The 14,909-nt window shown below is 73.2% G+C and carries 12 protein-coding genes and 1 pseudogene; 12 read left to right on the forward strand and 1 reads right to left on the reverse strand.

All coding sequences use genetic code 11. The annotated features are described in order from the left end of the window. The first annotated feature begins 548 nt into the window (after positions 1 to 548). From ssd to IE244_RS24595, 7 genes and pseudogenes are all read left to right on the forward strand, one after another. Positions 549 to 1,655, forward strand: a complete 1,107-nt coding sequence (gene ssd / locus IE244_RS24565) for a septum site-determining protein Ssd (protein ID WP_191875728.1) — start codon at positions 549 to 551, stop codon at positions 1,653 to 1,655. Continuing rightward, on the forward strand, positions 1,652 to 2,875 hold the full coding sequence (locus tag IE244_RS24570; RefSeq protein WP_191875729.1) for a TadA family conjugal transfer-associated ATPase: 1,224 nt from the start codon (positions 1,652 to 1,654) through the stop codon (positions 2,873 to 2,875). The genes ssd and IE244_RS24570 overlap by 4 nt, the downstream gene beginning before the upstream one ends. A gap of 7 nt (positions 2,876 to 2,882) precedes the next feature. Continuing rightward, a complete protein-coding gene (locus IE244_RS24575; protein ID WP_191875825.1) occupies positions 2,883 to 3,728 on the forward strand; it encodes a type II secretion system F family protein in 846 nt (281 codons plus the stop codon). 37 nt (positions 3,729 to 3,765) lie between these two features. Beyond that, positions 3,766 to 4,545, forward strand: a complete 780-nt coding sequence (locus IE244_RS24580) for a type II secretion system F family protein (protein WP_191875730.1) — start codon at positions 3,766 to 3,768, stop codon at positions 4,543 to 4,545. Positions 4,546 to 4,603: 58 nt separating this feature from the next. After that, positions 4,604 to 4,816, forward strand: a complete 213-nt coding sequence (locus IE244_RS24585) for a DUF4244 domain-containing protein (protein WP_107069318.1) — start codon at positions 4,604 to 4,606, stop codon at positions 4,814 to 4,816. A gap of 22 nt (positions 4,817 to 4,838) precedes the next feature. After that, positions 4,839 to 5,177, forward strand: a complete 339-nt coding sequence (locus IE244_RS24590; RefSeq protein ID WP_191875731.1) for a TadE family type IV pilus minor pilin — start codon at positions 4,839 to 4,841, stop codon at positions 5,175 to 5,177. Between the two features lie 159 nt (positions 5,178 to 5,336). Further along, positions 5,337 to 5,639: pseudogene (locus IE244_RS24595) on the forward strand (Rv3654c family TadE-like protein); the annotation flags it as partial. Between the two features lie 82 nt (positions 5,640 to 5,721). On the opposite strand, the gene sftH reads toward IE244_RS24595, so the two are convergent. After that, positions 5,722 to 8,409 carry a DEAD/DEAH box helicase gene (sftH, locus tag IE244_RS24600; RefSeq protein ID WP_229854315.1) on the reverse strand — a complete coding sequence of 896 codons (2,688 nt, stop codon included), beginning with the start codon at positions 8,407 to 8,409 and terminating at the stop codon, positions 5,722 to 5,724. Positions 8,410 to 8,490: 81 nt separating this feature from the next. On the opposite strand from sftH, the gene bldG reads away from it, so the two are divergent. The 5 genes from bldG to IE244_RS24625 all read left to right on the forward strand — a co-directional run bounded on the left by bldG (position 8,491) and on the right by IE244_RS24625 (position 14,503). Further along, positions 8,491 to 8,832 (forward strand): anti-sigma factor antagonist BldG, encoded by a 342-nt coding sequence (bldG, locus tag IE244_RS24605; protein WP_010986038.1) that lies wholly within the window; start codon positions 8,491 to 8,493, stop codon positions 8,830 to 8,832. Between the two features lie 158 nt (positions 8,833 to 8,990). Further along, the gene (locus IE244_RS24610) at positions 8,991 to 9,419 is read left to right on the forward strand and encodes an ATP-binding protein (RefSeq protein WP_191875732.1); all 429 of its coding nucleotides are present in this window, start codon (positions 8,991 to 8,993) and stop codon (positions 9,417 to 9,419) included. A 272-nt stretch (positions 9,420 to 9,691) separates the two neighbouring features. Then, positions 9,692 to 12,094 carry a sodium-translocating pyrophosphatase gene (locus tag IE244_RS24615; RefSeq protein WP_191875733.1) on the forward strand — a complete coding sequence of 801 codons (2,403 nt, stop codon included), beginning with the start codon at positions 9,692 to 9,694 and terminating at the stop codon, positions 12,092 to 12,094. 259 nt (positions 12,095 to 12,353) lie between these two features. Further along, entirely contained in the window at positions 12,354 to 12,953 is a 600-nt protein-coding gene (locus tag IE244_RS24620) for a small secreted protein (RefSeq protein ID WP_373305771.1), read from the forward strand. Positions 12,954 to 12,973: 20 nt separating this feature from the next. After that, positions 12,974 to 14,503 (forward strand): DUF7059 domain-containing protein, encoded by a 1,530-nt coding sequence (locus IE244_RS24625; RefSeq protein WP_191875735.1) that lies wholly within the window; start codon positions 12,974 to 12,976, stop codon positions 14,501 to 14,503. Positions 14,504 to 14,909: the final 406 nt, after the last annotated feature.

Consider the following 14,909-nt stretch of genomic DNA (forward strand, 5'->3'; position numbering starts at 1 on the left):
GAGGGCTCTCGGGTACACCATGGAAGTCACGGATCGTTCGCGACCGTGCTAACCCGGCCCGACTCCTCCCCCCCCGAGTCGGCCGTGGGGACGACCCCCGCTCTCCCCCCCGGCGGGGGTCGTCGCATGTCCGGATGGGTTTTTCCCCTCCCTCCCCCTTCTTTCCGCGACCGCGGCCGTGGCAGCACGCCGCCACGGCCGCGGCTCCGGCGCGCCCGTGATCCGTTACTCCGGGTAATCATCACACTGCTCTGTGGAAGTCGCACAGGCATCAGCACAGAGGTCACCGGTATGGGTGACGGCGATATTCACAGCCCCTGAGTTGTCCACAGTTTTCGCCCAAGATCCACTTGATTTCGCGGATCGCTGCACCGTGATTCCCATGCGCTCGGGCCACGGCGAGTTCATGGCCGGTTCCGATTGCCGGAGCGCGTACGACCGGTTTCCGCCGGCCGCTCATATGGGAGGCCGCTCGCCGGTTCTTCACACCTTTGGGAATCGCGTGGCCGCAGGGGCTGCGCGGCCCACGCAGCGAAGGGGGAACACGCGTGACCGCAGCCGTCACCCACGACCCGCCGCCTGGCACCGGAGACCGGCCGGGGCGGCCGCTCATCGTCACCGAGGACGCCGCACTCCTGGACGACCTGCTGCGCCTGTGCGCGGCCGCCGGCGCCACACCCCAGGTCCACCACGGCGTACCGGACCACGGCGATGGCTGGGAATCAGCCCCGCTGGTCCTCGTCGGCGACGACGCCGCACGCCGGATCGGCGGGGCCCCGCGCCGGCCCGGCGTGGTGCTGGTCGGCCGCGACCAGGACGATCCGGGCGTGTGGAAACGCGCCGTACTGATCGGCGCCGACCACGTCCTCATGCTGCCGGACGGCGAGCAGTGGCTGGTCGACCGGATCGCCGACGTCGCCGAGGGCGTGGGCCGCCCGGCCCTCACCGTCGGGGTGATCGGCGGCCGGGGAGGCGCCGGCGCTTCCACGCTCGCGTGCGCGCTCGCCGTCACCTCCGCGCGCGAGGGACTGCGCACCCTCCTCGTGGACGCCGATCCGCTCGGCGGCGGACTCGACGTACTCCTCGGCGGCGAGAGCGCCGACGGACTGCGCTGGCCCGCCTTCGCCGCCTCCCGCGGGCGGGTCGGCGGCGGCGCCCTGGAGGAGTCGCTGCCCGAACTGCACTCCCTCCGGGTGCTCAGCTGGGACCGCGGGGACTGCGTCGCCGTCCCGCCGCAGGCGGTGCGCGCGGTGCTCGCCGCAGCCCGACGGCGCGGCGGCACCGTCGTGGTGGACCTGCCCCGCCGCCTCGACGACGGGGTCGCCGAAGCCCTCGCCCAGCTCGACCTGGCGCTGCTCGTCGTCCCCGCCGAACTGCGCGCGGTCGCGGCCGCCGGGCGGGTCGCCTCCGCCGTCGGCATGGTCGTGCGCGACCTGCGCGTGGCGGTGCGCGGGCCGTACGCACCGGGCCTGGACGGTCAGGAGGTGGCGCAGCTGCTCGGCCTCCCGCTGGCCGGCGAGGTGCCGGTCGAGCCGCCGCTGCTGCACCCGCGGGGCGGCGCGAAACCGCCGGGCGCGGCCGCACACGGCCCGCTCGCCCGCTTCTGCGTGACCTTCTGGGAGCGCGCGCTGGTCGAGGCCGGGGGCCGGCGATGACCCTCCCCGGACTCGACCGCGCGGACGGCGCGGCCCTGCTCGACGGCGTACGGCGCCGGCTCGCGGAAAGCGGTGCCGAACCCACCCCCGCGCGCGTCGCGCAGGCCCTGCGCGAACAGGGCCGGGTGCTCGGCGACGCCGAGGTCCTCGGCGCGGCCCGGCAGCTGAGGTCCGAACTCGTCGGCAGCGGGCCGCTGGAGCCGCTGCTCGCCGACCCGGACGTCACCGACGTCCTCGTGTCCGCTCCGGACCGGGTGTGGGTGGACCGCGGTGGAGGACTGGAGCTGACCGCGGTGACCTTCCCCGACGCCGCGGCCGTACGACGCCTCGCGCAGCGGCTGGCCGCCGTGGCCGGACGCCGGCTGGACGACGCCCGGCCGTGGGCGGACGCCCGGCTGCCCGACGGGACCCGGTTGCACGCGGTGCTGCCGCCGGTCGCCGTCGGCTGCACCTGCCTGGCCCTCAGGGTCGTACGGCCCCGGGCGTTCACGCTGGAGGAACTGGTCGAGGCGGGCACCGTGCCTCCCGGCGGCGAGGGGGTCCTGCGGGCGCTGCTGGGGGCCCGGCTGTCCTTCCTCGTCAGCGGCGGCACCGGAAGCGGCAAGACCACCCTGCTCAGCGCCCTGCTGGGCCTGGTCGGCGCGGGCGAGCGGATCGTGCTCGCCGAGGACTCGGCCGAGCTGCGACCGGACCATCCGCATGTCGTCCGGCTGGAGACCCGGCCTGCCAACCAGGAGGGCGCCGGTCTGGTCACCCTGGAGGACCTCGTCCGGCAGGCGCTGCGGATGCGGCCCGACCGGCTGGTCGTCGGAGAGGTCCGCGGACCCGAGGTGGTGCATCTGCTGGCGGCTCTCAACACAGGGCATGAGGGCGGCGCCTGCACGATCCACGCCAACGCCGCCGCGGATGTGCCCGCCCGCCTGGAAGCGCTGGCCACGGCCGCGGGACTCGACCGGGCCGCGCTGCACAGCCAGTTGGCGGCCGCGCTCTCCGTGGTCCTGCACCTCGCACGGGACCGGTCCGGGCGGCGCCGGATCGCCGAGGTGCACGTGCTGGAGCGGGACGCCACGGGGCTGGTCCGCACGGTGCCGGCGCTGCGGTGGGGGCGGCGGGCCTTCGTACGGGAGCGCGGCTGGGAGCGGCTGGAGCGACTCCTGCACGTCCGAGCGGACGTGGAATCCGGTGGGACGAGCGAGAGGGGAGAGCGAAGTGATCGGTGAGACGTCCATGGGGGCCGCGCTGGTCTGTCTCGGCGCGCTGGCCTGGCTGCTGGGCGGGCGGCACCACGGGATCCGGCGGGCGCGGCTGCTGCTCGCGGGCGGCGGGGAGGTGCCGCCCGGCCCGCCCGCCTGGGACCAGACCCTCGGGGAACTGCGCCGGTTGCGTGACCGGCTGGGCGCCGAGTGGTGGACGCTCGCGGCCGGCCTGCTGCTCGGACTGCTGGGGGCCTCGCTGATTCCGGTCGTCGCGGGGGCGGCCGGGGTCCCGGTGCTGCGCCGGGCACGGCTGGCCCGTCAGGCCCGGCGCGGCCGGGAGCTCCGGGCGGACGCGGTGATCGCCCTGTGCGGTGCCTTCGCCGGAGAGGTGCGCGCCGGACGGCAGCCCGGCGAGGCGCTGCTGCGGGCGGCGCGGGACTCCGGGGGGCTCGGCGAGGCGCAGGCGGCCGTGGTGGCGGCGGCACGGTTCGGCGGGGACGTGTCCGGCGCGCTCGCCGCGGCGGCCCGGCAGCCGGGTGCCGAGGGCCTGCTCGGGCTGGCCGCGTGCTGGCGGGTGGCCGTGGACCAGGGTGCCGGACTCGCGGCCGGCCTGGACCGGCTGGACGCGGCCCTGCGCGCCGAGCGCGACCAACGCGCCGACCTCCACGCGCAGTTGGCGGGCGCCCGGGCGACCACCGTGCTGCTGGCCGCACTGCCCGCTCTCGGCCTGCTCCTCGGCTCGGCCATGGGGGCGGAGCCCCTCCACGTCCTCCTCCACACCGGCGCCGGCCTCGGCTGCCTGGCGATCGGATCGGCGTTCGAGGCAGCCGGGCTGTGGTGGGCCGTGCGGATCGTGCGGGGAGCGGGGGCGCTGTGAACGGGCAGCGATGTGTGTCCTCGGGGGAGGGGGCGGTGTGAGCGGGGAAGTTGTCCACAGGCTGGGGATGGTGGAGGTCGCGGCCCTGGTCCTCGGCTGGGTGGTTCGACGGCTGGATCTGGCCCGGCGGCGGCACCGGGCGCGGCGGCAGGTGGCCGAACTGCTCGGCCGTGAAGTGCCGCTCAGCGGACGGCGGTTCATGCCGGGAGCCGCGGTACGGCAGTGGCTGCCGCCGGCCGGGGCCGTATGCGGGGCGTGGGTTCTGGTCGGCGGTGCGGCCGGGGTCGTGCTGGGGCTGGGGGCCGGCGTCGCGCTGTGGCGGTGGCGTGGCCGCCAGTTGGCAGCCGGTCGGGCGGAGCCGGTCGACACCGTCGCGGCCGCGCGCCAACTCCCGCTCGCCGCCGACCTGCTGGCCGCCTGCATCGCGGCCGGTGCCGGCCCGGTGGTGGCCGCCCAGGCGGTGGGGGAGGCGCTCGGCGGACCCGTCGGTCAGGCGCTGGCACGGGGCGCCGCGGAGGTACGGCTCGGCGGTGAACCGACAAACGCCTGGCGGTGGTTGGTCGATCTGCCCGATGCCGCGGCCCTGGCGCGGTTGCTGCAGCGGGCCGACGAGTCCGGGCTCCCGGCGGCCGGTCCGGCCGCCCGCCTCGCCTCCGACGCACGCGCGCAGTGTGCCCGCGCCGCGACGGCCCGGGCCCGGCGCGCGGCCGTACTGATCTCCGCGCCGGTGGGCCTGTGCTTCCTGCCCGCCTTCATCGCGGTCGGCGTGCTGCCCGTCGTCATCGGACTGGCGGGCGGGGTGGGGGGAGGCAGATGAGACGCACGGGGACGAACGAGCCGGAGTAGGCGCGCAGACCATAAAAAGCCTGAATCTCATGGGGGTTGGAATGAACAAGAAGATCAAGGAAGCGGCGGTACGGCTGCGGGGGAAGTGCCGCGCGGACGCAGGCATGGTGACGTCCGAGTACGCGATGGGGATCATCGCGGCGGTCGGGTTCGCCTTGCTGCTCTACGAGGTCGTCACCAGCGGCCAGGTCCGCGCGGAGCTGCAGGACATCGTGAAGAAGGCCCTCAGTGCGCGGATGTGAGCGAGGCGCGGACCGGGGGTTCGTGACCGCGGAGGCGGCCGTGGTGCTCTGCGTACTGGTGGCGTTCACCATGGCGCTGGTCTGGGGGCTGCTCGTGGTGGCCGCGCAGATCCAGTGCGTGGACGCCGCCCGCGTGGGGGCCCGGGCCGCCGCCCGTCAGGATCCGGCGGACGCGGTGGTCTCGGTGACCCGGCAGGCGGCGCCGCGGGGAGCACGGGTGATGGTCGGGCGCGAGGGGGACCAGATCCGGGTGACGGTGGTGGCCAGGCCGCCGGTGCTGAGCGGGCTGCCGTTCGAGGTGCGGGAGGAGGCCGTCGCACCCGCCGAGGACGGCGCGGAGACCGGGGAGGCGGGGCCATGAGGAGAAGCGAGGCGGGGCCTTGAGGCGGAGTGAGGCGGTCGACACAGGGCGAAAGGAGGCGGGGCCTTGGGGCGGAGTGAGGCGGGGGCTTTGAGGCGGAGAGAGGCGGCCGGCGCGGGGCAGAGAGGTGGCCGTCGTGGGGCGAAGGGGAGGGAGGTCATGAGGCGGAGCGCGGTGGGGAGAGGCGAGGTGCCGGACCGGCGGAACTCCGACCGGGGGTCCGCGACCGTGTGGAGCCTGGGGGCGATCGCCGTGCTGTGCGCGGTGTTCGGGGCCGTGCTCGCGCTCGGGCAGGCCGTCGTGGTCCGGCACCGGGCGGCCGGCGGCGCGGATCTGGCGGCGCTCGCGGCAGCGGCCCACTGGTCCGAGGGCGGCGCGGCGGCCTGCGAGCGTGCCGGGCGGGTGGCTGCGGCGGAGGGGGTCCGGCTGGTGCGGTGTGCGATCGTCGGTGAGATCTCGGACGTGACGGCGGCCGCGGGAAGAGGGCCGTTCGCGGCGGAGGTCAGGGCCAGAGCGGGCCCCGCGGAACCGGCGCCGGACCTCCTCAGCGGCGAGGCGACCGCCCCGGAGCGGTCTCGCCCAGGCCCTCCGGGGCCTGCGCACCCTCCGGGCTCTCCTGGCCCTCTGGAGGCCGGTGCCCTACCCGACCTCCCCGGGACACCGGACCTTCCTGGTGCCTCTGGGACACGGGCCTCCCAGGGCCCTCGGGGCACACGGATTCGTCATGGCGCACGGGCCTCTCCTGGCCTTCAGGAGACTCCCCGCCGTCCCGGTCCGCCTTCTCGTCCGGTGCTCCCCGCAGGAGCACCGTGAGAAGCCGTACCGCCCCCCTCTTGTGCAACGGGTCATTGCCGTTGCCGCACTTGGGGGACTGGATGCAGGAGGGGCAGCCGGCCTCGCACTCGCAGGAGGCGATGGCCTCCCGGGTGGCGGTGAGCCAGGCGCGGGCGGTGTGGAAGGCGCGCTCGGCGAAGCCCGCGCCGCCGGGGTGGCCGTCGTAGACGAAGACCGTCGGCAGCAGGGTGTCCGGGTGCAGCGGGACCGAGACGCCGCCGATGTCCCAGCGGTCGCAGGTGGCGAACAGGGGCAGCATGCCGATCGAGGCGTGCTCGGCGGCGTGCAGGGAGCCGCCGAGGATCTCCGGGATGATCCGGGCCTCGTCCAGCTGGTCCTCGGTGACCGTCCACCACACCGCGCGCGTGCGCAGCGTACGAGGAGGGAGGTCGAGTCTGGTCTCGCCCAGCACTTCGCCGGTGATCAGGCGTCTGCGCAGGTAGGAGACCACCTGGTTGGTGACCTCGACCGAGCCGTAGCAGAGGCGGCCGGTGCCCCAGGGGATCTCGGTGTCCGTCTCCAGGATGGAGATCGCGGTGGTGTCGCGGGCGACCGTGGAGTACGGGGGGTCGGCCTGCTCGACGAGGGCGACGGAGTCCTCCAGGTCCAGGTGACGCACCAGGTAGGTGCGGCCCTGGTGCAGATGGACCGCGCCTTCGTGGACCGTGGAGTGCGCGGCGCCCGCGTCGACCGTGCCGAGCAGACGGCCCGTGCCCGCCTCGACGACCTGCACCGGACGGCCGCCGGCGCCGCGGATGTCGGTCAGGTCCGCGGCCCGCTCCCGGCGCGTCCAGTGCCAGGCCTTCGTCCGCCGGCGCAGCAGCTTCGCGGCCTCCAGCTGCGGCAGCACGTCCGTGCAGGCGGGGCCGAAGAGGTCCAGGTCCTCCTCGGTCAGCGGGAGTTCCGCGGCGGCGGCGCACAGGTGCGGGGCGAGGACGTAGGGGTTGTCGGGGTCGAGGACGGTCGATTCCACCGGTTGGTCGAACAGGGCCTCGGGGTGATGGACCAGGAAGGTGTCCAGCGGGTCGTCGCGGGCCACCAGCACCGCGAGCGCGCCCTGGCCGGAGCGGCCCGCGCGGCCCGCCTGCTGCCACAGGGACGCCCGCGTGCCCGGGTAGCCGGCGATCACCACCGCGTCCAGGCCGGAGACGTCCACGCCCAGCTCCAGGGCCGTCGTGGCGGCCAGCCCGAGGAGTTCGCCGGAGTGCAGGGCGCGTTCCAGGGCGCGGCGCTCCTCGGGGAGGTAGCCGCCGCGGTAGGCCGCGACACGCCGGACCAGGGAGCGGTCGACCTCCGCCAGCTTCTCCTGGGCGATCACCGAGATCAGCTCGGCGCCGCGCCGGGACCGTACGAAGGCGACCGAGCGCACGCCCTGCACGGTGAGGTCGGTCAGCAGGTCGGCGGTCTCCGCGGTGGCGGTACGCCGTACGGGGGCGCCCCTCTCGCCGTGCAGTTCGGTGAGCGGGGGCTCCCAGAGGGCGAAGACGAGCTCCCCGCGCGGGGAGGCGTCGTCGGCGACCTCGGTCACCGGCAGGCCGGTCAGCCGGCGGGCCGCGACGGCGGGCTCGGCGGCGGTCGCCGAGGCCAGCAGGAAGACGGGTGAGGCGCCGTAGCGGGCGCACAGGCGGCGCAGCCGCCGCAGCACCTGGGCGACGTGCGAGCCGAAGACGCCCCGGTAGGTGTGGCACTCGTCGATGACGACGTACCGGAGCGACTTCAGGAAGGAGGACCAGCGCGGGTGGGAAGGGAGTATCCCGCGGTGCAGCATGTCGGGGTTGGTGAGGACGTAGTTGGCGTACTGGCGGATCCACTCGCGTTCCTCGATCGGGGTGTCGCCGTCGTACACGGCCGGGCGCACCGACGTGCCCAGAGGCTGTGAAAGTTCCTTCACCGATCGGCACTGATCCGCCGCGAGCGCCTTGGTGGGGGCCAGGTACAGGGCGGTCGCGCCCCGTCCGTTCGGGGCCTCGGAGCCGTCCAGGAGGGTGGACAGGACGGGCACGAGATACGCCAGGGACTTGCCGGACGCCGTGCCGGTGGCGACCACCACCGACTCGCCGTCCAGGGCGTGCTCGGCGGCCAGTGCCTGGTGCGCCCACGGGTGTTCGATGCCGCACGCCTGCACGGCCGCGATCACCTCGGAGCGAATCCGGTCAGGCCAGACGGCATGGCGGCCCGCGCGCGGGGGCAAGTGCTCCGTATGAGTGATGCGCGCAGACCGGCTCGGCCCGGAGGCGAGCCGGTCCAGGACCGTGCCCGGAGACGGGCGGGACACCGGGTCGGCCGGGGATCGATCGGATCGGTGATTCTTGGCCATCGGCACCGAGTGTGTCACTGACGTGACGGACAATGGAGCCAAGGCGTCGTGCACGCCTGCCGGTAAGTGATTGAATGCCATCGCGGCTGGCGATGCGTCCCGGGGGCCGCAAGCCGAGGTGCCCGAGGGGCGACCGCTCGATAGCAAGGTGCTGGAGGATCCGTGGACCTGTCCCTGTCGACCCGTACCGTCGGCGATCGTACGGTCGTCGAGGTCGGTGGCGAAATCGATGTATACACCGCGCCCAAGCTGCGCGAGCAGCTGGTCGAGCTGGTGAACGACGGGAATTTCCACCTCGTCGTCGACATGGAGGGCGTGGACTTCCTCGACTCCACCGGGCTCGGCGTGCTGGTCGGCGGCTTGAAGCGAGTGCGTGCCCACGAGGGCTCGCTGCGCCTGGTCTGCAACCAGGAGCGCATTCTCAAGATCTTCCGTATCACCGGCCTCACCAAGGTGTTCCCGATCCACACCTCGGTCGAGGAAGCGGTGGCGGCCACCGACTGACCCTGGGTCCGTCACCGGCGCCGGGCTCCCGACGAGCCCGGCCGCCGGGCGGTCCCGTCCGGGCCGATGACGCGGTCCGGGTACAGAAGCACACCAGGGGGTGCGGGCTCTCGGCGGCCCCGCCCCCGACCGCACGCCCGTAGTCACTAGGGGGATGCATGGCCACCGTCGAACTCCGCTTCAGCGCGCTGCCCGAGCACGTCCGGACCGCCCGGCTGGTGGCGGCCGCGGTGGCGCGCAGGGCCGGAGTGGACGAGGCCGTCCTCGACGAGGTCCGTCTCGCCGTCGGCGAGGCCTGCTCCCGTGCCGTCGGGCTTCACCAGAACAGCGGTATCAGCGCACCCGTGAAGGTGGCGCTGATCGAGGAGGAGAAACAGTTCTCCATCGAGGTCGGCGACGAAGCACCGCACGCCACGCCGGGCGACACGCCCGGCGCGCAGGACGGTGACGCGGAGATCGAGGAGGACGAGATGGGCCTCGCGGTCATCAGCGGCCTCGTCGACGACGTGGAGGTCACCACCGGACATGACGGCGGCCTCATCCGTATGAGCTGGCCGACCACACCGCCGGCCGCGGCGCTTGTCTGAACGCCGACGCAGCACTTCACGAGGGCCCTGCCGAGCAGGGCCCTCCGTGTTTTTCCGGCGGGACGCGGCACCCTCCAGAATTCGTGAAGGAATTCACGATCATTGACAATGCCCTGGGGGCATTACTCCATTCGGGTGGTCTGGTGAGATCGCGATCATTTGCCGATGAGCCGGTGGAGGCTAATTCCGCTTACCGCGCTCTGTTGAGATCACTCCGGGGTACCTAGAATCCGTCCACATCTTGAGCTCAGCCCAAGCGTCAAGGAGGACGAATGGCGGGGCTTTCCATCCCTCAGTCGGATCATCCCACGTCTCTGGCAGCTGCGGTCCTGACCGACAACAACCGGATCATGGTGGCCGTCATCGCGGCGGTCGCCCTGGCCGCGCTGGTGGTCGCGGGGATCCTGGTGCGCCAGGTGTTGGCCGCGGGCGAGGGCACCGACAGCATGAAACGGATCGCCGAGGCGGTCCAGGAAGGTGCGAAGGCGTATCTCGCCCGGCAGCTGCGCACGCTCGGCGTATTCGCTGTCGTCGTCTTCTTCCTGCTCATGCTGCTGCCCGCGGACGACTGGAATCAGCGGGCCGGACGATCGGTGTTCTTCCTGATCGGTGCGGCATTCTCGGCGGCCACCGGCTATATCGGCATGTGGCTGGCCGTACGCAGCAATGTGCGGGTCGCCGCGGCCGCCCGGGAGGCCACACCGGCACCCGGCGAACCGGAAAAAGATCTCACCACTGTTTCGCACACCGCGATGAAGATCGCATTTCGCACGGGCGGCGTCGTCGGCATGTTCACGGTGGGTCTCGGCCTGCTGGGCGCCTCCTGCGTGGTGCTGGTGTACGCGGCCAGCGCGCCGAAGGTGCTGGAGGGCTTCGGCCTCGGCGCCGCCCTGATCGCCATGTTCATGCGTGTGGGCGGCGGCATCTTCACCAAGGCCGCCGACGTCGGCGCCGACCTGGTCGGCAAGGTCGAGCAGGGCATTCCGGAGGACGACCCGCGCAATGCCGCGACCATCGCCGACAACGTGGGCGACAACGTCGGCGACTGCGCGGGCATGGCGGCCGACCTCTTCGAGTCGTACGCCGTGACCCTGGTGGCCGCGCTCATCCTCGGCAAGGTCGCCTTCGGCGACTCCGGGCTGGCGTTCCCGCTGCTCGTCCCCGCCATCGGCGTCATCACGGCGATGATCGGCATCTTCGCGGTCGCGCCCCGCCGCACCGACCGCAGCGGCATGAGCGCGATCAACCGCGGCTTCTTCATCTCCGCGGTGATCTCCCTCGTGCTGGTCGCGGTCGCGGTCTTCGTCTACCTGCCGTCGAAGTACTCGGCCCTCGACGGGGTCACGGACGCGGCGATCAAGGGCAAGGACGGCGACCCGCGGATCCTCGCCCTGGTCGCGGTGGCCATCGGCATCCTGCTCGCCGCCGTCATCCAGCAGCTGACCGGCTACTTCACCGAGACGACCCGCCGCCCGGTGCGGGACATCGGCAAGACCTCCCTCACGGGCCCGGCCACCGTCGTCCTGTCCGGCATCTCGGTCGGCCTGGAGTCCGCCGTCTACACCGCCTTGCTCATCGGCCTCGGCGTGTACGGTGCCTTCCTGCTCGGCGGCACGTCGATCATGCTGGCGCTGTTCGCGGTCGCGCTGGCCGGCACCGGCCTGCTCACCACGGTCGGCGTGATCGTCGCCATGGACACCTTCGGGCCGGTCTCCGACAACGCGCAGGGCATCGCCGAGATGTCCGGCGACGTCGAGGGCGCGGGCGCGCAGGTGCTCACCAACCTGGACGCGGTCGGCAACACCACCAAGGCCATCACCAAGGGCATCGCCATCGCCACCGCCGTCCTGGCCGCGTCGGCGCTGTTCGGGTCGTACCGCGACGCGATCACCACCAATGTGCAGGACGTCGGGGCGAAGCTCACCGGCCCGGGGGCGCCGCTGAGCCTGTCCCTGGACATCTCGCAGCCCAACAACCTCGTGGGCCTCGTCGCGGGCGCGGCGGTCGTCTTCCTCTTCTCCGGACTGGCCATCAACGCCGTGTCGCGTTCGGCGGGTGCGGTGGTGTTCGAGGTGCGGCGGCAGTTCCGCGAGAAGCCCGGGATCATGGACTTCACCGAGAAGCCCGAGTACGGCAAGGTCGTCGACATCTGCACCAAGGACGCCCTGCGGGAGCTGGCGACGCCGGGTCTGCTCGCCGTGATGGCGCCGATCTTCATCGGGTTCACGCTCGGCGTCGGCTCGCTCGGTTCCTATCTCGCCGGCGCGATCGGCACGGGCACGCTGATGGCGGTGTTCCTCGCCAACTCCGGTGGCGCCTGGGACAACGCCAAGAAGCTGGTGGAGGACGGCCATCACGGGGGCAAGGGCAGTGAGGCCCACGCCGCGACGGTGATCGGCGACACGGTCGGCGACCCCTTCAAGGACACCGCCGGGCCGGCGATCAACCCCCTGCTGAAGGTCATGAACCTGGTCTCGCTGCTCATCGCGCCCGCGGTGATCAAGTTCTCCTACGGCAACGACAAGAACCTCGGCGTACGGATCGGGGTCGCGGTCCTCGCGCTCCTGGTGATCGTCGTCGCCGTGTACGTCTCCAAGCGGCGCGGAATCGCCGTCGGTGACGAGGAGAGCACCGAGCGGATCTCCAACTCGGCGAACACGGCGGTGGTTTCGTAGCCGTACTCCTGGTCTGTCCGGGAAGTCCTGCTCAACCGGCGGGCGGGCGGCGCGTGCTGACGTGCCGTCCGCCCGTCCGTGTCCGGGGCGCGTCCGCGGGACCGCTGTGCGCGAGGCTGTGGGTTCACCCACGTGGTGAGCCTTCTCTCGCATGGTGCAAAGAGTCACAAAGAGCGCCTCGGGGGGCGTACGGGATGCGGAGGGTGTGCGTCCGCCGTGTAGGGTCCGTGGGCCGAGAGCCATGGAAGGGACCAATCCGGTGAACAAGAAGCTCGCGGCCGCACTGTCCGGCGGTGCGGTACTGGTGGCGGCGCTGTCGGGATGCAGCAGCAGCGGCGGCGGTGGCGACAAGGGGCCCGACCCCAAGCTCGTGGCCTGGGCCAAGTCGGTGTGCGATCCGCTGCCGGCGCAGCAGGCGAAGATTTCCGGGGCCTTCGACGCGCTGGCGAAGGTCGCCAAGGACGGCCCGCCCAAGGACGTCCAGAAGACCGACTCCCAGGCCTTCCAGGACCTGGCCGACGGCTTCAAGGCGCGCGCGACCACCCTGGCCGACGCCGGAGCGCCTCCGGGCGTCGAGAGCGGCCGGAAGAGCCAGCAGGACGCCGTTCAGAAGCTCACCGCGCTGTCGTCGGCGTACGCCGATCTGAAGAAGCGGGTGGACGGGCTCGACACCAAGGACCAGACGAAGTTCGCCTCCGGTCTGGGTGACCTCTCGGAGCGGATGAAGGCGGTGGCGACGCAGTACGACGGTGCGATCACCGCCCTGCAGAGCCTTGAGAAGGGGGACGTCAACCAGGCGGTGACCAAGCAGTCCGGCTGCACGAAGACCTCCGCCTCGCCGTCCCCGGCCAGCAGCTGAGCCGTCCGCCACGGGCCACAATGGGGGGCGTGAGTAACGCCACCTCCTCCCCTCTGCCCTCCACCGACCGCCTCGATGTCGCCGCGCGGCTGCGGGACGCCCTGCTCGGCGCCTCCTTCACCGCCGACGGGCTGCTCGACCTGCTCGGGGCTCCCGCGTACGCGGCGCTGGCCCGCAGCGAGACCGTGCCCGCGCTGAGGGCGACGCGTGGCGACACGCCGCTGGAGACGCTCGTCCGGCTGTTCCTGCTCCAGCAACCGGTGCCGCACGCGCGCGTGGCGGCCGTTCTGCCCGTCGAGGAGGCCCTGGAGGCGGGGTGGCTCACGCGGGTGGGCGGCGACGAGGTGGCCGCCACCGTGGACGTACGGCCCTATGGCGGCCCCGACGGCGAGGACTGGTTCATCGTCTCCGACCTCGGCTGCGCGGTCGGGGGCGCGGGCGGCATCGGCCGGCGTGACGAAGGCGTCGTCCTGGGTGTCGGCGGGGCCTCCACCACCCTCGCCGGCATCACCGTCCGCACGCCGGTCGCCTCCGCCCTCGACCTGGGCACCGGTTCCGGCATCCAGGCGCTGCACGCCGCTCAGCACGTCACGCGCGTGACGGCGACCGACCTCAACCCGCGCGCGCTGCACATCACCGCGCTCACGCTCGCGCTCTCCGGCGCGCCCACCGCCGATCTGCGCGAGGGCTCGCTCTTCGAGCCGGTCCGCAGGGACGAGAGGTTCGACCTGATCGTCTCCAACCCGCCGTTCGTCATCTCGCCCGGCGCCCGCCTCACCTACCGGGACGGCGGGATGGGCGGGGACGATCTGTGCCGCTCGCTCGTTCAGCAGGCGGGGGAACGGCTGAACGAGGGCGGGTTCGCGCAGTTCCTCGCCAACTGGCAGCACGTGGCAGGGGAGGACTGGCAGGACAGACTCAGGTCGTGGGTGCCGCGCGGGTGCGATGCCTGGATCGTGCAGCGCGAGGTACAGGACGTCACGCAGTACGCCGAGCTGTGGCTGAGGGACGCCGGTGACCACCGCGGCGATCCGGCGGAGTACCAGGCGCGTTACGACGCCTGGCTCGACGAGTTCGAGGCGCGCAAGGTCAAGGCGGTCGGCTTCGGCTGGATCACTCTGCGCAGGACGGGGGCGGCGGAGCCCTCCATCACCGTGGAGGAGTGGCCGCACCCGGTCGAGCAGCCCCTCGGGGACGCGATCCGGGAGCACTTCGCTCGACTCGACTACCTGCGGGAGCACGACGACGCGGCGCTGCTCGACAGCCACTTCAGGCTGGCCGCCGAAGTGGTCCAGGAACAGGTCGGGCTGCCCGGCGCCGAGGACCCGGAGCACGTGGTGCTGCGCCAGCACCGCGGCATGCGCCGGGCCACCAAGGTGGACACGGTCGGCGCCGGGTTCGCGGGCGTGTGCGACGGCACGCTGAGCGCCGGCCGCATCCTGGACGCCATCGCCCAGCTCATGGAGGAGGACCCGGTGGTACTCCGCGACCGGACGCCCGCACAGATCCGCCTCCTGGTGGAACAGGGCTTCCTGGAGCCCGCGAGCTGACGGGGCCGCGGCGACCGGTTTCCGTGTGGTGTGCGGCGGGCCGGACCTCGCCGGCTCGGCGACGGCGGTGGGTCGTGGCGGTCGGGCTGGTGTGCGGCGGGCCACGGGGCCTGGTGCGCCTGCGGTACGGCGGGTGCCCGTGCGGTCGTAGCCGTCCCGGGACGCAGGGGCGGCCGCGTCCGGATCATCGTCGTATGCCCGTGGCACGGGCGCGGCGGACCCTGTGCCGGGGGCCGGGACGCGCCGGTGCCGGGAAAACGGCCGGAAAAATACGGAGGGCGCGCCCGGCCGGCGGCGTCCGCTCGCGTGTTCGGCATCACGTTGGCCCTCCGTTCACCCCGGCGTCGCCCGGCCTTCTCCCGCGCGTGCCACTCTCCCCGCGCTGGGTGGAGCCGGACGGCACGGA

The organism is Streptomyces filipinensis (assembly GCF_014649495.1).
Taxonomy (GTDB): Bacteria; Actinomycetota; Actinomycetes; order Streptomycetales; family Streptomycetaceae; genus Streptomyces; species Streptomyces filipinensis.